This window comes from Methylobacterium sp. WL9, from assembly GCF_008040035.1.
Lineage (GTDB): Bacteria > Pseudomonadota > Alphaproteobacteria > Rhizobiales > Beijerinckiaceae > Methylobacterium > Methylobacterium thuringiense.
The window spans coordinates 1-19,310 of the sequence record NZ_VRVE01000031.1 but is presented as its reverse complement, the minus strand read 5'-3'; the positions used below and the strand labels follow the sequence as shown (position 1 = coordinate 19,310).

The 19,310-nt window shown below is 68.5% G+C and carries 20 protein-coding genes; 3 read left to right on the top strand and 17 right to left on the bottom strand.

Going from position 1 to position 19,310, the window contains the following annotated elements; genetic code table 11:
• Nucleotides 1-44: 44 nt before the first annotated feature.
• A complete protein-coding gene (locus tag FV217_RS11405) occupies nt 45-854 on the bottom strand; it encodes an N-formylglutamate amidohydrolase (protein ID WP_147817301.1) in 810 nt (269 codons plus the stop codon).
• A 198-nt stretch (nt 855-1,052) separates the two neighbouring features.
• On the opposite strand from FV217_RS11405, the gene FV217_RS11400 reads away from it, so the two are divergent.
• Nucleotides 1,053-2,366: a glycerate kinase gene (locus FV217_RS11400; protein ID WP_147817300.1), complete on the top strand. Its 1,314-nt coding sequence runs from the start codon at nt 1,053-1,055 to the stop codon at nt 2,364-2,366.
• 76 nt (nt 2,367-2,442) lie between these two features.
• Nucleotides 2,443-2,868, top strand: coding sequence for a DUF1036 domain-containing protein (locus tag FV217_RS11395; RefSeq protein WP_306424625.1), 426 nt, complete (start codon nt 2,443-2,445; stop codon nt 2,866-2,868).
• Between the two features lie 191 nt (nt 2,869-3,059).
• Here the strand turns inward: FV217_RS11395 and FV217_RS11390 are convergent, their stop codons facing one another.
• The gene (locus FV217_RS11390) at nt 3,060-3,926 is read right to left on the bottom strand and encodes a porin family protein (protein WP_147817298.1); all 867 of its coding nucleotides are present in this window, start codon (nt 3,924-3,926) and stop codon (nt 3,060-3,062) included.
• Nucleotides 3,927-5,035: 1,109 nt separating this feature from the next.
• Here FV217_RS11390 and pyk point away from each other — a divergent pair.
• Nucleotides 5,036-6,472 (top strand): pyruvate kinase, encoded by a 1,437-nt coding sequence (gene pyk, locus FV217_RS11385; RefSeq protein WP_147817297.1) that lies wholly within the window; start codon nt 5,036-5,038, stop codon nt 6,470-6,472.
• Nucleotide 6,473: 1 nt separating this feature from the next.
• Here the strand turns inward: pyk and FV217_RS11380 are convergent, their stop codons facing one another.
• The 15 genes from FV217_RS11380 to FV217_RS11310 form a co-directional block, all read right to left on the bottom strand.
• A complete protein-coding gene (locus FV217_RS11380; RefSeq protein ID WP_147817296.1) occupies nt 6,474-7,484 on the bottom strand; it encodes an alpha/beta hydrolase in 1,011 nt (336 codons plus the stop codon).
• A gap of 24 nt (nt 7,485-7,508) precedes the next feature.
• Nucleotides 7,509-8,123: a tetratricopeptide repeat protein gene (locus tag FV217_RS11375; protein WP_238231062.1), complete on the bottom strand. Its 615-nt coding sequence runs from the start codon at nt 8,121-8,123 to the stop codon at nt 7,509-7,511.
• A 67-nt stretch (nt 8,124-8,190) separates the two neighbouring features.
• Nucleotides 8,191-8,316 (bottom strand): type B 50S ribosomal protein L36, encoded by a 126-nt coding sequence (gene ykgO / locus FV217_RS11370; protein WP_003601867.1) that lies wholly within the window; start codon nt 8,314-8,316, stop codon nt 8,191-8,193.
• A 305-nt stretch (nt 8,317-8,621) separates the two neighbouring features.
• Nucleotides 8,622-9,713: a photosynthetic reaction center cytochrome PufC gene (gene pufC, locus FV217_RS11365; protein ID WP_147817295.1), complete on the bottom strand. Its 1,092-nt coding sequence runs from the start codon at nt 9,711-9,713 to the stop codon at nt 8,622-8,624.
• A complete protein-coding gene (pufM, locus tag FV217_RS11360) occupies nt 9,710-10,687 on the bottom strand; it encodes a photosynthetic reaction center subunit M (RefSeq protein ID WP_147817294.1) in 978 nt (325 codons plus the stop codon). The genes pufC and pufM overlap by 4 nt, the downstream gene beginning before the upstream one ends.
• Nucleotides 10,688-10,702: 15 nt before the next feature.
• On the bottom strand, nt 10,703-11,527 hold the full coding sequence (pufL, locus tag FV217_RS11355; protein WP_147817293.1) for a photosynthetic reaction center subunit L: 825 nt from the start codon (nt 11,525-11,527) through the stop codon (nt 10,703-10,705).
• A 220-nt stretch (nt 11,528-11,747) separates the two neighbouring features.
• Nucleotides 11,748-11,933 (bottom strand): light-harvesting antenna LH1, alpha subunit, encoded by a 186-nt coding sequence (gene pufA / locus FV217_RS11350; protein WP_147079000.1) that lies wholly within the window; start codon nt 11,931-11,933, stop codon nt 11,748-11,750.
• Between the two features lie 13 nt (nt 11,934-11,946).
• On the bottom strand, nt 11,947-12,177 hold the full coding sequence (gene pufB / locus FV217_RS11345; protein ID WP_147079002.1) for a light-harvesting antenna LH1, beta subunit: 231 nt from the start codon (nt 12,175-12,177) through the stop codon (nt 11,947-11,949).
• A gap of 140 nt (nt 12,178-12,317) precedes the next feature.
• A complete protein-coding gene (locus tag FV217_RS11340) occupies nt 12,318-12,542 on the bottom strand; it encodes a hypothetical protein (RefSeq protein WP_147817319.1) in 225 nt (74 codons plus the stop codon).
• 62 nt (nt 12,543-12,604) lie between these two features.
• Complete coding sequence (gene bchZ / locus FV217_RS11335; RefSeq protein ID WP_147817292.1) at nt 12,605-14,071, bottom strand: chlorophyllide a reductase subunit Z; 1,467 nt, start codon at nt 14,069-14,071, stop codon at nt 12,605-12,607.
• Nucleotides 14,071-15,639 carry a chlorophyllide a reductase subunit Y gene (gene bchY, locus FV217_RS11330; RefSeq protein ID WP_147817291.1) on the bottom strand — a complete coding sequence of 523 codons (1,569 nt, stop codon included), beginning with the start codon at nt 15,637-15,639 and terminating at the stop codon, nt 14,071-14,073. The genes bchZ and bchY overlap by 1 nt, the downstream gene beginning before the upstream one ends.
• A 4-nt stretch (nt 15,640-15,643) precedes the next feature.
• Entirely contained in the window at nt 15,644-16,648 is a 1,005-nt protein-coding gene (locus tag FV217_RS11325) for a chlorophyllide a reductase iron protein subunit X (protein WP_147817290.1), read from the bottom strand.
• Nucleotides 16,645-17,583, bottom strand: coding sequence for a chlorophyll synthesis pathway protein BchC (gene bchC, locus FV217_RS11320; protein WP_147817289.1), 939 nt, complete (start codon nt 17,581-17,583; stop codon nt 16,645-16,647). The genes FV217_RS11325 and bchC overlap by 4 nt, the downstream gene beginning before the upstream one ends.
• Before the next feature lie 93 nt (nt 17,584-17,676).
• Nucleotides 17,677-18,837: a methyltransferase gene (locus FV217_RS11315; RefSeq protein ID WP_147817288.1), complete on the bottom strand. Its 1,161-nt coding sequence runs from the start codon at nt 18,835-18,837 to the stop codon at nt 17,677-17,679.
• Between the two features lie 8 nt (nt 18,838-18,845).
• A partial coding sequence (locus FV217_RS11310) for a polyprenyl synthetase family protein (protein ID WP_187272525.1) occupies nt 18,846-19,310 on the bottom strand: 465 nt, incomplete at its 5' end.

Below are 19,310 nucleotides of genomic sequence, written 5' to 3'. Positions count from 1 at the left end.
CCGGGCTGACAATTCCCGCGTGTGCACGGATTCGATCCGCCGCTTCAGGGGGCGGCAGCCGCATCAACGCGGTGTCCGATCAAAGGCTGCATCAGTTTCGCGAAGCGCTCTGCCCATTCCGCGATGCCGGCCTCGCTGAGCAGCAGATCCTGCCGGATCTCGACGAGCGCGTTGGGCAGCCCGCGGGCGGTGGCATGGCGGTCGACGGTGTCGCCGGGCAGGCCGCCGCCATAGGGATCGTTGTCGCCGACGACGAGTCCGGCCGGGTCGGCCTGCAGGCCCGCGATCAGCGGACGGCTCAGGCGCTCGTCGCCGTCATAGAGGATGCCGACATGCCAGGGGCGCGCCACGCCGCGCCAATACCGGGTGAAGCTGTGCATGGTCAGGATCATCGGGGGCGCCCCGGCGGCCTGAGCCTCGGCCACGGCGGCATCGATCGCCCGGTCGTAGGGCGCGTAGAACCGGCGGATGCGCTCGGCCACGCCGTCGGCGTCGATGCGGGCGTTGCCGGGGACGATGGCCCCGTCCGACAGCCGCATCACCAGCGTCGGATCCTTGCGGCCCCGGTTCGGGTCGATCACCAGTCGCGAGAACCGCGTCAGCACCGCCGGCACCCCGAGCAGGCCGGCGAGCTGCCGCGTCACCGCCGCCGCGCCGAGGTCGTAGGCGATGTGGCGGCCGAACTCGTGTTCCGGCACGCCGAGGCGATCGAGATCGTCCGGCACATGGTTCGAGGCGTGGTCGCACAGGATCAACAGCCCGCGACCCGGATCGCCGGCGATGGTCTCGACCGGGTGCTCGGGATGCTCGGTCGGGTCGGGAGCGGGGGCGCGGCGGGCAGCGGATGAGGGCATGGGTCTTATCTGGGCCGATCGCTTACAAACGACAGTCTTGAAAGCCATGCGGGATCGATGCCGTTCGAATCTCGGCTGCAAATCTTGCCGTCGCGGGCAGGCTCGGGCATGGCGGGAGCCAAGCCGCGCTCGGACAGGGCGCCCGGCAGAAACCGTCTGCCGAGACCAGTGCAAAAAGACCGCTGCGAGGACGCCCGCATGACCGCCCCCTCCCCCGATGTGCCCGCCATCCGCGACCTGCGCCAGCTGCTGACCGACTTTCTCGATGCCGGGATCGCGGCGGCGCATCCGAGCAAGTGCCTGGTCGGCCAGCTGCCGCCGCCGGTTCCGGGCCGGCTGATCATTCTCGGCGCGGGCAAGGCCGGCGGCAGCATGGCAGCGATGGCGAGCCGGTTCTACCGCCAGGAACACGGGGTGCCGGAGGAGCGCATTTTGGGCCTCGCGGTGGCGCGTCACGGCTACGGCGAGGATGCGCCGGGCATCCGCATGGTCGAGGCCGGGCATCCGGTTCCCGACGCCGCCGGCATCGCGGCGACCAAGGATGCGCTGGCCATCGCCGCCCAGGCCGGCCCCGACGACGAGGTGCTGGTACTGCTGTCGGGCGGCGGCTCGGCCAACTGGATCGCGCCGGCCGGCAACCTCACGCTCGAAGAGAAGCAGGGGATCACCAAGGCCCTGCTCCGCTCGGGCGCGCCGATCGACGAGATCAACTGCGTCCGCAAGCATCTTTCGCGGATCAAGGGCGGCCGCCTCGCGGTCGCCGCGAAGAACGCCCGGCGGATCCTGACGCTCGCGATCTCCGACGTGCCGCGGGACGATCCCTCGGTGATCGCCTCCGGGCCGACCGTGCCCGACCCCTCGACACTGGCCGACGCGCTGGCGATCTGCGAGCGCCGCGGCATCACCCTGCCCGAGTCGGCGCGCGCGCTCCTCACCGACCCCGCCAACGAGACCCCGAAGGCCGGCGATCCGGCCTTCGCACGGGCCGAGTACCGCATCGTCGCCCGGCCGATCGACGCGCTGGAGGCCGCCGCCGCCGCCGCCAAGGCCGCCGGCTACGAGCCGGTGATGCTCGGCGCCGATTGCGAGGGCGAGGCGCGCGAGGTCGCGGCCGAGCATGCCAAGCTCGCCCGCGAAATGAAGGCGGCCGGCCGCAAGGTCGCGCTGATCTCCGGCGGCGAACTCACGGTGACGATCCGCGGCGAGGGCGACGGCGGTCCGAACCAGGAATACGCGCTTGCCCTCGCGCTCGCCCTCGACGGCGAAGAGGGCATCGCCGGCATCGCCGCCGACACCGACGGCACCGATGGCGGCCGCGGCAAGGCCACCGATCCGGCCGGCGGCCTCGTCGACCCGACGACTCTCGCCCGTGCCCGCGAAAAGGGTCTCGATCCGGCCGCGATGCTCGCGGACAACGATTCGACGCGATTCTTCGCGACGATCGGCGACCTCGTCCAGCCCGGCCCGACCCGAACCAATGTCAACGACTGCCGCATCATCCTCGTCGGCTGATTTTTTGTCAGATCCCCGGGTCGTCATCGCTCATCGTCCGGCCCTGCGTGGCCGGGCCGAACGTGGGATGCATACGATGCTGACGCGGGCGAGCATCGTGGTGTGCGTCCTGGCGGGCAACGTCGGGCCGGCCATGGCCGACCTGCGCATGTGCAATCTCACCGGCAGCAAGGTCGGCGTGACGGTCGGCTATCGCGATCCGCAGGGCTGGGTCACCGAGGGCTGGTGGGACCTCAAGCCGAAGGATTGCGAGACCCTGCTCAAGGGCGCCCTCGCGGCTCGGTTCTACTACATCTACGCCGTCGACTTCACCCGAGGCGGGGATTGGAGCGGCCGCTCGATGATGTGCACCCGCGACACCGCCTTCACCATCCGCGGCGTCGAGGATTGTCTGGCACGCGGCTACGACCGCAACGGCTTCATCGAGGTCGATACCGGCGAGCAGAAGAGCTGGACGATCCAGCTGACCGATCCCGGCCAGCCGCTCGGCGGCGCTCCGTAGCGCGCTTTCCCGGCGGTAGGGCGCGTTCTCCCATACCACCGGCCGTCGATCTCGCCCTGGGCCGGTTCGCCACTCCCGCCGTGACGGTCCGCTTCCGTCCAACGCACTGCAGATCCAAACGAAAAAAGGCGGGGCTCCGAAGAGCGCCCGCCCGATTTTCGTTTGGAAGTCGATGTCGGCGTGAAGCCGGATCAGCCGCCGAACTTGTAGTTGAAGCCAGCGCGAACGATGCTGCCCTCGGTGCTGAAGCGCGAGGTGTAGCCACCGCCCGCAGCGTTCAGGACGCTGATGGAGCGACCGCCGAGATCGTAGCGGATGTACTCGGCCTTGATCGTCACGTCGGACTTGAGGCCCAGGAGCCGGCCGACGGAGAAGCTGCTCAGGAAGCTGTCGGCGGGGATCGCGTACTCGACGCCGCCACCATAGTTGTAGCCGGTCTCGAAGTTGACGTCGTAGCCGCCGGTGAACTGCGTCGGGAAGGCGGGAACGTTGCCCTGCGTGCCGAAGAAGGTCGCGCCGTAGGAGACGTTGCCGAAGGCGAGACCGCCGGTCCCGTACACCAGGAACCGGTCGAAGGCGTAGCCGAGCTTGCCGTTCAGGGTGCCGAGGTAGTCGAGGTTCTGCGTGTAGACGCTGGCGTTGTTGCCGGGCCCGGTGGCGACCGGATTGAAGCCGCCGACGAAGCCGACGTTCTTCTGAAGGTCGGTCCAGCTGATGTCGAAGGCCGCGCCGACGACGAAGCCTGTGCCGGGGGTCAGCTGGTAGTTGACGCCCATGCCGCCGCCGATCTTCGAGAAGCCGTCGACTTCGCTCTTGAGCGAGGCGGGCCGGAAGCCGGCGTTGACGTTCGCCTGCGTCGCCAGCGCGTTGCCGGTCGTGCGGATGTTCTGGTTGTCGGTGAAGGCGTAGGCGCTGTGCAGGCCGGCATAGAAGCCGGTCCAGGAGAAGACGGGGATCGGCACGAACACCGGCGGCTCGGCGCGGCGCGGCAGGTCGGCGGCGGAAGCGGCGGTGGTCAGGAGCGCCATCGCGGCGCCGGCCAAGAGAAGCTTCTTCATCACGGTGTGTCCATCCCCAGGTATCAACGTGATCCGACAATACGGCAAAGCTCGGCCCATCAACTATGGCTTGCAAGCCACACTGTTGCCTCAAGCGTTCAAACGGAGCCGTTTCGGGGCGCTTTCGAGGGGCGCCGGGGTCTGTCGGGCGTCCGGCCGGCTTTCGCTTTCTGGTTTTAGGGACGGATGGGCGGCCGCTCCGGGGACTCGACCGGAACGAGGGCCTTTCGTCGAGGGCTGAGGAGCGCGCGATTCCAGTGCTCGGGACGTGCCTCCGCCGGTTCATTGTGCCGGACGCGCCGCGTGTGCGATCCTTGGCGCTGACCGACATGTCGGTCTGCGCCCGCTCGAGACCGTCGATCGACACCACGCGCCGAACCATTGGCGAGAGCCCTAACATTTCGGTATTCGCCTTTTGTTCTTGACAAAATTCCTATTCTATGGTTCCTTCCCCTGGCTCGCCCCCATGGAGGGAGGCGCTTCGGCGGACCGGGTCGAAGCGCTGCGGGGATGCGAGACGGTGCCTGCGTCGGTGGTCCGGATGCCCCACCGCCTCGGGCAGAGCCTGTGACGCAAGGTGCTGTGGGACGGGTACGCGACTTTGATCGCCGGACCCGGGACCCTCGCGGCACACCGAGAGCCTTCGATCCACCCGCCCACTACGAGGCGGGTGCGGGACGCCCCGCCGGCCGAGAGGCCGCACGGTGAGGCTGAAATGCCGATCCGTGAGGATGACAAGAGCGTCCTCGCGTCGAGTCATGGGCCTGTGAGAAGACACCGTGACGTCGTCGGCCCGCACCAGCGGGCCGCGGGACGCCGTGGGACCGAGTTCTACAAACCACAGAGTGGTTCCGCGGCGTCCCGCGTCCACCCTCGTGACAGTTTGGGCCATGCCGCCGGAGCGTAACGCTCGCGGGGAGGCCGAGCCGTGCGTGACGTGCCGACAGACTCTCTCCCGCGTTCCGGACCTTGACGCGCGGACCTCGAAGGGGCTTGTGGCCGCCAAGTCTTCGTCCGGCCGCCGGCGCCTTGCGGCGCCCCATCGCCGGGCCGTTCCCGCGGTCGCAGTCCGATCTCCGCCGGGTCCTAACGGGCATGGAGGAAAACGAGTGAAGCGCGCACGCCGTACCAAGATCGTCGCAACCCTGGGGCCGGCCTCCGACACGCCGGAGATGATCGCCAAGCTGTTTCACGCGGGAGCCGACGTGTTCCGGCTCAACATGAGCCACCTTCCCCGGGAAAAGCTGCCCGAGAAGGTCGAGATCATTCGCACCATCGAGCGCGAGGCGCGTCGCCCGATCGCGATTCTGGTCGACCTGCAGGGCCCGAAGCTGCGCGTCGGCGCCTTTGCGGAGGGCTCGGCCGAGCTCGTGAACGGCGCCACGTTCGTTCTCGACAGCGATCCGACGCCCGGCGACGTCCACCGCGTTTTCCTGCCCCACCCCGAGATCCTGGCGGCCCTCGAGCCGAACCACGCGGTCATCATCGACGACGGCAAGCTCAGGCTGCACGTGACGGAGGTCAGCGAAGGCCGTGCCGTCACCCGCGTCGACGTCGGCGGCCGGATCTCGAACCGTAAGGGCGTGTCGTTGCCCCACACCGTTCTGCCGGTGCCGGCCATGACGGAGAAGGACCGCGCCGACCTCGAAGCCGGGCTGAACGCCGGCGCCGACTGGATCGCGGTCTCCTTCGTACAGCGGCCCGAGGACGTGGCGGAGGTCAAGAAGGTCTGCGCCGGCCGCGCCCTGGTGATGGCCAAGATCGAGAAGCCGCAGGCGCTGACCCGCCTCGACGAGATCATCGAGATCTCCGACGGCATCATGATCGCCCGCGGCGATCTCGGCGTGGAGATGCCGCTGGAGCAGGTGCCGGGCGTGCAGAAGCGCATCACCCGCGGCGCGCGCCGGCTCGGCAAGCCGGTCGTCGTGGCGACGCAGATGCTCGAATCGATGATCACGGCTCCGGTCCCGACCCGCGCCGAGGTCTCCGACGTCGCAACCGCCGTCTACGAGGGTGCCGACGCGGTGATGCTCTCGGCCGAGAGCGCGGCCGGTGATTTTCCGGTCGAGGCGATCTCGACGATGAGCCGCATCGCCGAGCAGGTGGAGCGCGATGCGCTGTACTGGTCGATCCTGACGGCCCAGCGCTCCGAGCCCGACGCCACCGTCTCGGACGCCATCGCCGCTGCGACCCACCAGATCGTCGAGGCGCTGAACCTGCGCGCCGTCATGGCCTGGACTCATTCGGGCTCGACCGTGCAGCGCCTCGCCCGCTCGCGGCCGAATGCCAGCATCATCGCCCTGACCCCGAAGCGCGAGACGGCCCGTCGCCTCGCCATCGTCTGGGGGACGCATCCGATCGTCACCAAGGATGCCAGCGACGTCGACGACATGGCGTTCCGCGCCGCGAAGTTCGCGCTGCGCGAAGACTTCGCGGTGATCGGCGACCGGGTCATCGTGGTGGCGGGCGTACCGTTCGGGACGCCCGGCGCCACGAACATGGTGCGGATCGCCTACGTCACCCGCGAGCACGCCGCCCTGATCTGAATCACGGTGCAGGCGGGCTTGCGAGCTTCGCCTGCACATCGTCCACGGCGTCGGCGAGGGCGTCCGTCGCCGTGTAGTGCAGCATGTGGCCGACACCGCGCAGGCGCACCAGCCGCGCTCCCGGGATCTGCTCCGCCAGCGGCGCAGCCTGGGTTTGGAACCGGACGACCGGGTCGGCATCGCCCGCGACCACGACGGTCGGGATCGGGATGTCGCCGTAGCGTGGCGCCTGCTCGCGCAGGGCGTCCGGCAGCCCGGCGAGGTCCTGGAGGTTGGCGAGCGCCGCGCCCGGCCGCAGGATCAGCGGCGCGCGGCTACGCTCGACATAGCGCTCGCTCATCGCCTGCGGCGCGAACGCGCCCTTCGCCGCCTTAGGCAGATACCACCAGGCGATCGGAACCACGACGGTCCGCACGAGAAACGCCGTGACGGCGGGCTGCAGCGCCAGCCTGCCCCACCATGGCAGTTGCTTGCCCGGAAACGGCAGAGCCACCGGCGCGGCGAGTACCAGGCCCGAGACCTGGTCGGCGCGATCGAGGGCGAGGCGCAATGCCAGCGCGCCGGACCAGGAATGCCCGAGCACGATCGCCGGGCCGACCTGCATCGCATCGAGCGCCTCCCCGATCGCCGCAGCCTGGAAGGCCGGCGAGGCCGCCTCGGCGCCCCCGAGCCTGTCGCTCCAGCCGAAGCCCGGCCTGTCGAAGGCGATGACGCGATAGCCCCGCTTCGTCAGAGTGCGTCCGACGCCTTCCATCGGATCGGCTGCGCTGGCCGACGCGCCGTGCAACAGAACGACGGTCCCGCGGGCAGTTTCGGTCGGGCCGGCCTCCAGAACCGCGAGCCGCCCTCCCCGCACCGGAACGAACCGGCCGGCCGGCGGATAGAGCGTTTCGATGTGGGATGCGATCAACACGGTAGCGCCGGCACCCGCCGCGAGCGCCGCGACCAGCAATCCGACGAACAACGCCACAGCGCCGCCGGTAAACGCTGCGACGCCTTTCAGGGTGCCCATGGAGCCCGCGACGATGGAGTTTGCTTAGAGATCGCGGCCGTCGACGTCGGGTGCGAGCCGCTCGATCGCCTTCTTCAACACGTCCCATTGCGGGTAGATGTTCTCCGCCCGCCGGAAGGCCTCGAGGGCACGGCGCTTGTCGTCATCGGCGAGGTAGAGCTTGCCCAGCGCCGCCCAGGCCTCGAAGTGGCGCGGCTCGAGGACGAGAGCCCGTTCGAGATCGGCGATGGCACTCGGAGAATCGGATAGCCGGAAGAACAGCGTAGCCCGGCGGTTCCAGCCCTCGGACCAGGTCGGCTCCAGCGCCACGGCCCGGTCCATCAACTCGACGGCCAGCGGCACGTCGTTGCCCGCCATCGCCTCCCGAGCCCGGTCGGTCAGGAGGTCCACGGTGGCACTGCCGGAGCGTGCGAGCCTGCGCTCGATCAGCCCGGCAATGCCCTTGGCTTCTGCCGGATCGTCAGCTTCCTTCAGACGCACGTACAGATCATCGAGGGAGACCGGAGGATGCGCTTTGCGCTCACGCTCGGGCGCCGGTTTCGCCAACGCAATCGTCGCCGATCCACCGAGCACGAAGGCGAGGCAGACGGCGAGCCCGAGACGGGAAACAAGCAAATAGCCGGCTCTATCGAACATCATCGACCCGAAGCTGTCACGCCGCGGGTCCCGCCGTCAACGCGCCCGCGTGACGCGCGGGCGCTGCGGATCAACCCTGGCGCGCCTTGAAGCGCTTCTGGGTCTTGTTGATGACGTAGACGCGGCCCTTGCGGCGCACGAGCTGGTTGTCGCGGTGACGGCCGCGCAGCGACTTGAGCGAATTGCGGATCTTCATTGGTGTCCACTCGGCGCGGGCTGCCCGGCCGCCTGTCGTTCGGGTATCGGGATGGGCGGGATGCCGCGGGGGCACCCCGGCGATGGCAGACCACGCATCGCGGAAAGACGGTCGCCTTACCAGAGACGGTGGCGCACAGGCAAGGCCGCGCGTCTCACCAAAACGCCCGTGGGACCGAGTCCGGCGTCCGGCTTCGCAGACGTGGCCATCATCCATGCCAAACGAAACGGCCGCCGGGGCGATGCCCGACGGCCGCTCGATCGATGCTTGCCGGGCGGGTGAGAAACTCTCCCACCCGGCAGCGCTCATTTCGGCATGTCTGCCGGGGGCGATGCCGCGGGCGGCGTCGCGTCGGCCGCCGATGCCGTGGCCTTGGCGAGTTCCGGATAGGCGTCGATCACGTGGGCACCGTTCAGGGGCTTCGGCTGGCCGTTATGACAGGTGCCGCAGCCGACCTTCGGAACGTCACCCGTCGGCCCAAGGCGGTTCGGAGGGAACGTGCCCTTCAACGGCTCGAGATAGTCGCCGTTGAGTGCGCGCACCATGCGGATACCGTACCAGGCCGTCGTCCGCTGCGGTGTGCTCTGGGACCATTGCGAGATCGCCCGGGTGTTGTGGCAGTAGGTGCAGTTCACCCCGAGCGATTGCGACATGTGCATCATGAGGCCGTAGGTCTTCTCGGCCTCCTGGATAGGTTTGCCCTTGCCTTCGGGCAAAGCCGTCGTGGCGTTCACCCGGATCGCGTTCTCGTTCACGTCCTTCTTGCCGAGATACTCGGTCAGGGTGTCGTAGGGCAGCGAGGCAAGGCCGACTTCGGCCGAGGCCATGTTCTGCCCGTTGTTGCGCGGCTGGGTCAGGCCCTTGGCGGTCAGGCCGGGGTTCTCGAACCAGATGTTCTTCGGCACGGGCTGGCCGCGGTGGCAGGTGTAGCAGGTCACGCCGGAGCCGTTGACGTGCTTCTCCTTCCAATCGCTGTTGATGTACTGGGTCATCTGCAGCATCCGCCGGGCGACCTTCTTCTGGTAAAGGTCGTCCGAGGCCATGTTCTCGGTGTTGTGGCAGTAGGTGCAGCCCTGTTCGGGGGCGACCCACTCCGTCATCGAGGTCATCACCCGGTTGAACTGCTCGGTCGAGAGATCCTTCAGGACCTGGACGTTCTGGTAGGTCGTCCCGGCCTTGTCGCCGCCGGCATCCGCTGGCTCCGCGGGCTCCGGGGCCTTGTTGGCGTCCTTGAGCGCCACGGCCTCCCGCTTGGTCTGGATCTGATCCATCCCGGTGCCGCGGAAGCCGTGCTGCTGGGCGGCGATGGGCGGGAAGCTCCAGCCCGCCGTGCCGAACTGAGCGATGGTGAGGAAGGCCGCGACGACGACGCCCGCGACGATGAGCAGGCTCTTCATGGCGTGGCTCCCGAGGCTCCGAGGGGATCCGTCACCGGACCGAAGACCTGGGGGTAGGACGGCGCCACGCCGTGCTTCACCGCCCAGAGGTACCAGTTGTCGACGACGGTGCCGGTGAGGATGATGCCGATGCCGCCGGTAAGCGTCGTCAGGACCGCGAACCACCAGGCCCAGCGGTGGATCGATTCCATGGTGGCATTGAAGCCCATGGTCCAGCGCCAGAACAGGGCGGCCCGCTCGGTAGCCGTGCCGCGGCTGACGATCTGGTCGATCTCACGCTCCGCTCCGTAGCGGCTCGTCGCCAGGATGGTCGCGCCGTGCATGGCGAACAGCAGCGTCGACCCATAGAGGAAGGCGATCGAGAGCATGTGGAACGGATTGTAGAAGAGGTTGCCGTAGCGCAGCGAGAACGCGGCGGTCCAATCGAGGTGCGGGAAGATGCCGAAGGGCACCGCCTCGCTCCACGAGCCCATCAGAACCGGCCGGATGAACCCGAGGACCAGGTAGAGCCAGATCGCCGAGGCGAAGGCCCAGGGCACGTGGGTCCCGATCTTGAGCGCCCGGGCCCGGCGGTACATGCGAACCCACCAAAGCAGGATCGACGTCGTCAGGAAGAAGCCGGCGATCAGCCACCAGCCACCCTTGTTGAGCGGCGGCAGGATCTTGAGCCCGTATTCCGGCCGCGGCGGCTCGAGGGCGAGCCAGGGCAGCTGGCGCACGAACTGCACCGGATCCCAGTTCACCGAGGCCAGCATGTTGAGGCCGATGATCTCGAAGGCGATCAGGAAGCAGACGCCCGAGAGGATGCCGATATAGCCGCCGTAGATCGGGCCGATCTGGCTGTTGCCGAAGAGGCCGGCCAGGTAGCTGTTGAAGGGCTTCCCGATGCGATTGTCGGTCGAGACGGGAACTCCCTGCTCCGGCACGAGGGGCCGGACCTGCACTTGGGTGAAGATGTTCTGGTAGTAGGCCATCGTCTGCGAGCCCCCTTAACGCCAGACCGGAAGATTGAGCCACCAGCCCCACCATTCAGGCCAGCCCCGGGTCCAGAACGGCCCGCTGATGATGATGCAGACCGCGCTCCAGAAGCCCGCCGAGAGCGCCAGGAACAGGCCTAGCCGGTGGATGCCGAGCGTGCCGATCGAGTAGCCGATGGTGTCGCGGAAGTAGGTGTCCTCGTGCTCCGGGGTCTTCACGGTCTCGCCCTTGGGCGGATTGGTCGAGGCCAGGATCAAGGAGCCGTGCAGCGACAGGGCGAAGGTCGTCGTGAAGAAGAACGACACCGCCAGCATGTGCGCCGGATTGTAGTGGAAGTGCAGATACTGGTAGCCGGTGTTCGACACCCAATCGAGGTGGCTCAAGATGCCGTAGGGGAAGCCGTAGCCCCAGGCGCCCATCAGGAACGGCCGAATCACCACCAGCGACACGTAGGCGAAGATCGCCACGCCGAAGGCGAAGGGCACGTGGTAGCCGATGCCGAGTTTTCGGCAGATCTCGACCTCGCGCAGCATCCAGGACACGAACGACCCGATCGCGCAGAATGTGATGATCTGCCAGAGGCCGCCTTCCTTCAGCGGCGCAAGGGCGAGGCCGTATTTGAGGTCGGGCGGCGCGATGTTGATCTGCCAGATGTTCCAGGTTGGCCCGAGGGCCGCCCCGTAGATGATCAATGCGGTCCCGAGGATCGCGAAGAACAGGGTCGTGACGCCGAAGAACCCGACGTAGAACGGCCCTACCCAGAAGTCGAAAAGGTCGCCGCCGACGAGCGTGCCGCCGCGAACCCTGTATTTTCTTTCGAAGCTCAGCATCGCCATCGCGGCACCTTCGGGCTGGACCGTCGGGGAGTGCTGGCGCCGTGAAACGACCGCATCGGGTCGTCGCACGGAGCCAACTTGTCGGTCGGAAAGCAGTCTCTGGAGACGATCACCGATCGGGCTCGTCGGTGGAGACTCGCGACCGCGGGCGGGCACCGTCAGGCCGGCGACCCGTCCGCGGGTTCGCGGCGACGCGGGGCGTCGCCGCAGCTCACCGCCCTCAGGAGGGCATCGTCTGCAGGACGAGCGAATGCTCGTTGGCTGCGGACTTCTTTCCGCCTTCCAGCCAGTTGAACCGGTCCGTGCTGAGCAGGATGAAGTGGATCAGCAGAGCCAGGATGAACAGGAAGGTGAACAGCGCGACGAGAGTCCGCCGCGGATCGAACAGAAGCCAAACCTTGTGCATGGTGCGCTCCCCCTCAGACGATCATCGACAGAAGCGACTGGGCCGTCTGGGTCACACCCTCGAGGGAGGTGTAGCCCTGCGGTCCAGGCAGCCACGGACGCCACAGCCAGACGAGGATGTGAGCGACCACGGCGATCGCCGTGAAGATGATGAAGCTCGTCAGGAAGATCGCGTGGAACTCCTTGGCTTCAGGTTCCGTCAGCCCCGATAGGCTGCTCGGTCTTTCGGTTACTCCGTTAGCCATCGATCGAACCTCCGTTTGTGTTGGCCGCACCTTTCAGAAGGAGCGACGGGTCGTGGCCGTGACTCGATGCAATCACGGCTGTCTTCCCCCGTGCCACCGGACGGAAGAATTCGGTGTGAGCCTCGGGCGTAAGCGCCCGGTCAGCCCATGAAGGCGAAGGGGATGGCCGAGACGGCCATGGCCTTGGCTTCGCCAAAAATGGATCGGCGCGCGACCGGCATGCCGGGACGCTGCGCGGCGCTGCCGGGCAGCACGCGCTGCACCAGGGCCGCGATCAGGAAGAAGGGGTAGGTCGCCGCCAGGATCAGCCGGAACTGCAAAGCTTCCTGGTGCTGCCGCGACGGCGAGGACATCGTACGTTGCATGGCCTGGGACTCCGTGCTGCGCACCCGAAGGTGCCGGTCGGGAAAGGGGGTGGTCGCGGCGCTCATGCGGCGGCTCCCATGGACAGGTCGGCCTGGGCGCGCGCGACATGGTCGAGGGCGACGGCATCGGCGTTCTCGCGCCGCGCGCTCCGCTCGGCCGCATCGCGCAGGCGCTTGGCCGCCGAGATGCGCACCAGGACGGGATGGGAATCGACGATCGTGCCCAGCTGCTCGCGGGCATCCGCGTCCCAGGGCAGCTCGCGGTGCATCCGCGAGGGCGTCGCCTCCACCGCATCCATGTCACGGGCGAGCGGCAGGATGTGGAAGAGCATGTCGAAGAGGGCGTTGCAGACCTCCTGAACCAGGTAGGTCGCCCCGGCGTAGCCCATGAAGGGGGTGCCGGTGTGCCGCCGAATGATCGCCCCCGGGAACGAGGCCGGCACGAAGACCGCGCGGCCGCCGCACTCGGCGAGGTACATGCGCTCATTGAAGGAGCCGAACAGCACCAGTGGCGGATTTGCCTTGATGGCGGCGCGCACGGCGGCGTTGTCAGTCTTCTCCCCGGCGTTGCGCGCGACGGCGAAGGTGCAGGGCAGCCCCATCTCGTCTTCGAGGAAGTGCCGCACGCCGCGGGAATAAGTCTCCGTCGCCACGATCCCGAAGCTTGCGGTGCCGAAGAAATCCTGCGTCACCGAGCGCCAGAGATCCCAGACCGGCTTGATCGTGGTGTGCTTCTCCCGCTCGATGAACGGCTCGGGATCGACGCCGAGGATCTCACCGAGCGAACGCAGGAACTTGGTGGTCGAGAGGAGGCCGATCGGCGCCTGCAGGTAGGGGCGTTCCAGGCTCTCGCAGAGCAGCCGGCCGAACTCGCGGTAGAGGCAGATGTTGGCATCGGCGTTGACGAGCTTCGGCACGTCGGCGAGGTGGCTGCCGAGCGGAAAGGTCAGGTTGATCTCGGCGCCCAACCCCTCGACCAGCCGTTTGATCTCGGCGAGATCGGACGGCATGTTGAAGGTGCCGTAGGCCGGGCCGATGATGTTGACCCGCGGCTTCTCGCCGGGCTTGCGCTCGGGACGGGCCGGAATGCCCTTCTTCGCGAATTTCTTGGCGCCGTATTCCTGCCAGAGCCAGGAGATCGCCCGATCGGCGGCCTGCCACTGATCCTCGTCGATGGTGCGCGGCAGGAAGCGCTGCAGGCCGGTGCCCTCGGGGGTCACGCCGCCGCCGATCATCTCGGCAATCGAGCCAGTGACGACGACGCTCGGCAGGCCCGGATCGAGCGTGGCATGCGCCCGCTTCATCGCGCCCTCGGTGCCGTGACGGCCGAGCTCTTCCTCGGCCAAGCCCGTGACGACGATCGGCAGTTCGTGCGGCGGCAGCGCGTCGGTGTAGTGCAGCACCGAGGTGACCGGCAGGTTCTCGCAGCCCACCGGACCGTCGATGACGACCTGCAAACCCTTGATCGCGGTGAAGACGTAGACCGCGCCCCAGTAGCCGCCGGCCCTGTCGTGATCGAGGACGAGCATCAGGCCATCTCCCCGATCGGATCGTGCTTTTTGGCGACCTGAACCTTGGGGCCTTGCTTGGCCTGGGGCGTCTCCTGCCAGACGCCGGCTGCGAAGCCGGTGCCGACGCCCTCGAAGAAGTCGCGCATCGCGTCGAAGCGGGGCTTGTTGGCGAGCGCGGCGTTGATGACCTTGGCGAGCGAGCCGGCGCCGGCGGCACCCATCAGCGGCCGTGCCGAAATCAGGTTGGTGAAGTAGAGAGCCGGGATCGCCAGTTCCTTGGCCTTCTGCACCACCGGCGTCGTGCCGATGGCGAGGTCCGGCCGGTATTCATGCATCGCCGCGAGATCGTCTTCGAGCGAGGCGCGGAACTGGACCCGGACGCCCTTGGCTTCGAGCCATTCGCGGTCGGCATCCGACCAGGGCGTGCGCGGGCAGGCCGTGCCGACGTAGCGCAGATCCGCGCCACTCTCGACGAGCAGGCGCCCGACCAGCAGTTCCGAACCCTCGTAGCCCGAGAGCGTGATCCGGCCGGTGATCGGCATGGCCGAGAGCGCGCCGCGGATGCCGGGCAGGAGCCGGTTCTTCGCGGTCTCGACCACGTCGCGGGCGACGCCGCAGGCCTCCCCGATCCGGTCGAGCCAGTCGGCCGTGCCGTCGTGGCCGACCGGGGCAGAGCCGACGATCGGCCGGCCGGCCGCCTGGAACTCGCGGATGCTCGCGGTGTAGAACGGATGGATCGCCGCCACCGCTGCGCCGTCCAGCGCTGCGTAGAGTTCGCGCCATTCGCGCGTCGGCACCACCGGACCGGCGGCGAGGCCGAGTGGCTCCAGCAGCGAAGCGATCACGACCGGATCGGCCGGGAACATCTCGCCGAGCAACGTCACCGTCGGCTTGCCCGAGCGGCCGCCGCGCGGGGCCTGGACTGGGCCCTGCTCGGCCTCTGTGCGGGCGAATTTCAGCATCGCGCCGGCGAGCACGTCCTTGGCTTCCGCATGGGTCGGCACGCCGAAGCCCGGCACGTCGATGCCGATGATGCGGACTCCGTCGATCTGCTTCGGCAGGAGGCGCAGCGGCACGCCCGACGCGGTGGGCACGCAGAGATTGATCACGACGACGGCGTCGTAATCCTCTGGCTTGGCCGTCTCGAACACCGCCTCGCGGATGTCCTCGAACAGCTTGCCGGTCACCAGCGTCTCGGAATTGAAGGGCACGTAGCCCACGGTCCGGCGCGCGCCGTAGAAATGCGAGGTGAAGGTCAGGCCGTAGACGCAGCAGGCCGAGCCGGAGAGGATCGTCGCCGTGCGGCGCATGCGCAGGCCGACGCGGAGCGAACCGAAGGCCGGGCACATGCTCTGCGGCTGGTCGTGCGGCCCGGCCGGATAGTCTTTCCGCAACTGCTCCAGGGTCTCGGACATCCCGGCGGCTTCGGCCGAGGCCCGCATCGCGTCCTTGCCGGCGTGACAGCCGATCCCGTCGCCCTGCGTGGCGGCGAGGTTGATCGCCTCCGCACCCTGGGAGGCGGCGACGCGCGAGGCAGGGGTTTCCCGGCGGGCGCGAAGGCTTGCGATGTCGAGGGAGACCGCCATCCGCTCAGACCTCGTCGTAGACGACTTCGAGGGACGGCTTCACGAGCGGGGTCGAGCCGCACATGTCTTCGAACGTGGCCGGCACCAGCACGACGTTGCGGCCGGTGGTCTCGCTGGAAAACAGGCCGAGCAGGCCATCCTGCGAGAGCGGGGTCGGATGGTTCGGCTTCGCCTCGGCGACGTTCTGCGCGAGGGTTTCGAACAGCGAGGCCCAGCGGCTGTCCGGCTTGCCGATGATCTCGTAATTCGCGCTCTTCTTCCGGATGTCGTCGTCGGCCGGGATCGAGGCGAGGACCGGGATGCCGACCGCGTCCGCGAAGGCCTGGGCCTCGCCGGTGCCGTCGTCCTTGTTGATGACGAGGCCGCCGACGCCGACATTGCCGCCGAGCTTGCGGAAGTATTCGACCGCCGAGCAGACGTTGTTGGCGACGTAGAGCGACTGCAGGTCGTTCGAGCCGACGACGATGACCTTCTGGCACATGTCGCGGGCGATCGGCAGGCCGAAGCCGCCGCAGACGACGTCGCCGAGGAAGTCGAGCAGGACGAAGTCGAAGCCCCACTCGTGGAAGCCGAGTTTTTCCAGCAGCTCGAAGCCGTGGATGATGCCGCGGCCGCCGCAGCCGCGGCCGACCTCAGGCCCGCCGAGCTCCATCGCGTAGACGCCGTCGCGCTTGAAGCAGACGTCGCCGATGGCGACCTGCTCGCCGGCGAGCTTCTTCTTCGTCGAGGTCTCGATGATGGTCGGGCAGGCTTTGCCGCCGAAGAGCAGCGAGGTGGTGTCGCTCTTCGGGTCGCAGCCGATCAGCAGGACCTTCTTGCCCTGCTGGGCCATCATGTAGCTGAGGTTGGCCAGCGTGAAAGACTTGCCGATGCCGCCCTTGCCGTAGATCGCGATGATCTGGGTTTCTTTCTTCACCGGCGCGGTCGAGACCGGATCCGGCTCGATCGCCGCTTCGTCGCGAAGCGCTTGGGCGTTGTTCAGGGCCGCCTTGTTCAGCTGGACATTCATGAACAGGCTCTCCAATCGAGGACCATCTTGAGGCATTCGGGGTCGCCGAACGCCGTGCGGTAGGCCTCTTGCGCCTGGAGCGCTGGCACGCGGTGCGTGATGAGGCCGTCGAGCGAGAGGCGTCCGCCCTGGATCAGTGCCGTGGTCGCGGCGAGATCTTCGGACTTGAACTCTGCGGAAATCCGGATGCGCGCCTCCCGCATGAAGGCGGGCGGGAAGGCGAAGGAAAGCGGCGCCTCGTAGAAGCCGGCGAGCACGATCTCGCCGCCGGGCGCCAGCCGGCCGATCAGCGTGTCGAGCAGGCTCGCACTGCCGCTAACGTCGGTGATGATCGCGTAGTCGCGGCGCGGATCGGCCGACGGGTCGATCACCTCGTAACCGAAATCCCCCGCGGCCCGGACCGGGTTGGTTTCCCAGACCGTCGGCTCCGCGCCGGCCGCCACGGTGAGCCGCGCCAGCAGCCGGCCGAGCACGCCGTGCCCGACGATGAGGGGCTTGGTGCCGGGCGCGATCCCGCCGAGCGCTCGATAGGCGGTTGCGGCCAGAGCCATCAGGCAGGCGCGGTCGCCGAGCGCCGGATCGACCGCGATGAGGCGGGAGGCCGGGGCGATGAGATGGGAGGCCGCGCCGCCGAACAGGCCGCGGACTTCGCCAAAGCAGCGTGCGCCGGGGACGAAGACGGTGTCGCCGACCTTGAGGTCAGCCTCGGCGCCGACTTCGACGATCGTGCCGACGGACTCATAGCCGGGGACCAGCGGGTAGCCCATGCCGGGGAAGCTCGGCATCCGGCCCGACCAGAGCAGGCGCTCCGTCCCGGTGCTGATGCCGCTCCAGGAGACCGCGACCACGGCGTCGCCTTCGACGGCGGGAGTCAGGGCCAGGCGGTTGAGCGCCAGCTGCTCCGGTCGTTCGAGGATGACGGCGAGCGCGTCCATGTCCTGGATCTTCCACCCCTGCTTGCGACTCCGTCCGTATGCGGTATCGCTTGTTGTCATCCTACGTGGACATATCAGAGCGTCAAGCGCTCTTTACACTTTTGCGACTTTCTTTGCCGTGATCAGTCGCGTGAGCAGCGGGCGACGGGTCCGGATTTCGTGGATCTCCGCAAAGCCTGCAGCCGTGAGCATGTCTTGCAGTTCGGTGGCGGTGCGGGCGCGGCCGCTACCCATGGCGAGGAGGTAGAAGCCGAAATACGCGTCGCCGATCGGCTCGGCCCCGGGCGTCCCCGCCATCGGCTCGGCGATGAGGAGCGTGCCGCCAGGGGGGAGTGCGGAATGGGCGGCGCGCAGCAGCGCCGCGGCAGCGGAATCGTCATGGTCGTGGACGATGCGCACGAGAGAGATCACGTCGGCGCCTGTCGGCAGCGCGCCGCCGTGAAAGCTGCCGCCGAGGCAGTCCACCCGGCCGCTGAGCCCCAGTTCCGCGAGCCGGCGTGCCGCTCTCGCCGCCACCGGTGGCAGATCGAACAATTTGAGTTTCATCGAAACGTGTCGACGAGCTGCTGCAGCCGAAAAGGCGCCCTCGCCGCCGCCGACATCCATCAGGCAGGCGTGATCGTCGAGCGGGTAGGCGTCGAGCACGTCCTCGGCGACGAGGGCCTGCGAGGCAGACATCAGCCCGCTATAGGCTGCGACCGATTCGTCGCCGGCCGCGCCGAGGCGCGCGTGGTCCGCATAGAGCCAGTATTCTGCGAGCCGCGTCGATCCGGCTTCGCCGCGCAGCAGCGCCACCGGATCGGCGAGGTCCGCGTAGAGCATGGCGTGATGCTCGATCATCGCCGCGACCGAGGGGTTGCCGATCAGCGCGGCACCGAGATCGGCCAGCGCGTAACGGCCGTCCGGCAAGGCGGAGACGAGCTTGAGCGAAGCCGCTGCCTTCAGCAGCCGTTCGGCGCGCTCTCTGGGGAGGCCGAGCCTGCGCGCCAGATCCCCGAGGCCCTGCGGGCCCGGCTCCAGCATCCGAAACAGATCGAGCCGGACGCAGGCGAACAGTACCTGCGAGTAGACGAAGCCGGCACAGAGATCGAACAGCGCCCGGGTATTGCGCCGGGCAATGCCGCGGGTGAGCGGAAATCCGGTGGCCCAGCGCTGGAAGGCCGGGCTCGCGATGCGGCCGTTGCGGAAGGCGAGCCAACGCTCCCGCCACGATCGCCGCATCGGAGCGGGAGGCGTGGCGGCGAGCGCCGGCATCTCGCGGCTCAGGCCGCAACCAGATGTGCGAGGCTTGTCGGCAGGAACAGCCGAGTCTGGGCCTCGATCTCGGCCCGGAGCGCATCGGCTCCCGGGCAGGCCGGGATAACCTCGATGGCCTCCTGCGTCAGCCGCTTCAGCCGCTCGAGGGCGCCGTCGGTGCCGAGGAGCGCCGCAGCATTCGGCCGGCCGAGGGTGGCGTCGCGGCCCGCGGGCTTGCCGATCTCTTCCTGGCGACAGGCGACGTCGCGCAGGTCGTCGGCGACTTGGTAGGCTTCCCCAAGACATTCGCCGAGGAGCCGCCACGGCAGGGGCTGCGCACCCGCCGCCGCCGCGCCGGCCACGGTCGAGGCTGCGAACAGGGCGCCGGTCTTGGCCTGCTGATAGTCGCTGAGCGCGACGTAGGGCTCGGATTCCCAGGCCTGTCCCGCCACAATGCCGGCCGGCGAGCCGGCGGCGCGGGCGACGAGCCC

Excerpts from the sequence above, each read along its gene's own strand:
- FV217_RS11405 (WP_147817301.1), bottom strand. The coding sequence starts at position 854 with ATGCCCTCATCCGCTGCCCGCCGCGCCCCCGCTCCCGACCCGACCGAG.
- FV217_RS11400 (WP_147817300.1), top strand. The coding sequence starts at position 1,053 with ATGACCGCCCCCTCCCCCGATGTGCCCGCCATCCGCGACCTGCGCCAG.
- FV217_RS11395 (WP_306424625.1), top strand. The coding sequence starts at position 2,443 with ATGCTGACGCGGGCGAGCATCGTGGTGTGCGTCCTGGCGGGCAACGTC.
- FV217_RS11390 (WP_147817298.1), bottom strand. The coding sequence starts at position 3,926 with ATGAAGAAGCTTCTCTTGGCCGGCGCCGCGATGGCGCTCCTGACCACC.
- FV217_RS11380 (WP_147817296.1), bottom strand. The coding sequence starts at position 7,484 with ATGGGCACCCTGAAAGGCGTCGCAGCGTTTACCGGCGGCGCTGTGGCG.
- FV217_RS11375 (WP_238231062.1), bottom strand. The coding sequence starts at position 8,123 with ATGATGTTCGATAGAGCCGGCTATTTGCTTGTTTCCCGTCTCGGGCTC.
- ykgO (WP_003601867.1), bottom strand. The coding sequence starts at position 8,316 with ATGAAGATCCGCAATTCGCTCAAGTCGCTGCGCGGCCGTCACCGCGAC.
- pufC (WP_147817295.1), bottom strand. The coding sequence starts at position 9,713 with ATGAAGAGCCTGCTCATCGTCGCGGGCGTCGTCGTCGCGGCCTTCCTC.
- pufM (WP_147817294.1), bottom strand. The coding sequence starts at position 10,687 with ATGGCCTACTACCAGAACATCTTCACCCAAGTGCAGGTCCGGCCCCTC.
- pufL (WP_147817293.1), bottom strand. The coding sequence starts at position 11,527 with ATGGCGATGCTGAGCTTCGAAAGAAAATACAGGGTTCGCGGCGGCACG.
- pufA (WP_147079000.1), bottom strand. The coding sequence starts at position 11,933 with ATGCACAAGGTTTGGCTTCTGTTCGATCCGCGGCGGACTCTCGTCGCG.
- pufB (WP_147079002.1), bottom strand. The coding sequence starts at position 12,177 with ATGGCTAACGGAGTAACCGAAAGACCGAGCAGCCTATCGGGGCTGACG.
- FV217_RS11340 (WP_147817319.1), bottom strand. The coding sequence starts at position 12,542 with ATGCAACGTACGATGTCCTCGCCGTCGCGGCAGCACCAGGAAGCTTTG.
- bchZ (WP_147817292.1), bottom strand. The coding sequence starts at position 14,071 with ATGCTCGTCCTCGATCACGACAGGGCCGGCGGCTACTGGGGCGCGGTC.
- bchY (WP_147817291.1), bottom strand. The coding sequence starts at position 15,639 with ATGGCGGTCTCCCTCGACATCGCAAGCCTTCGCGCCCGCCGGGAAACC.
- FV217_RS11325 (WP_147817290.1), bottom strand. The coding sequence starts at position 16,648 with ATGAATGTCCAGCTGAACAAGGCGGCCCTGAACAACGCCCAAGCGCTT.
- bchC (WP_147817289.1), bottom strand. The coding sequence starts at position 17,583 with ATGGACGCGCTCGCCGTCATCCTCGAACGACCGGAGCAGCTGGCGCTC.
- FV217_RS11315 (WP_147817288.1), bottom strand. The coding sequence starts at position 18,837 with ATGCCGGCGCTCGCCGCCACGCCTCCCGCTCCGATGCGGCGATCGTGG.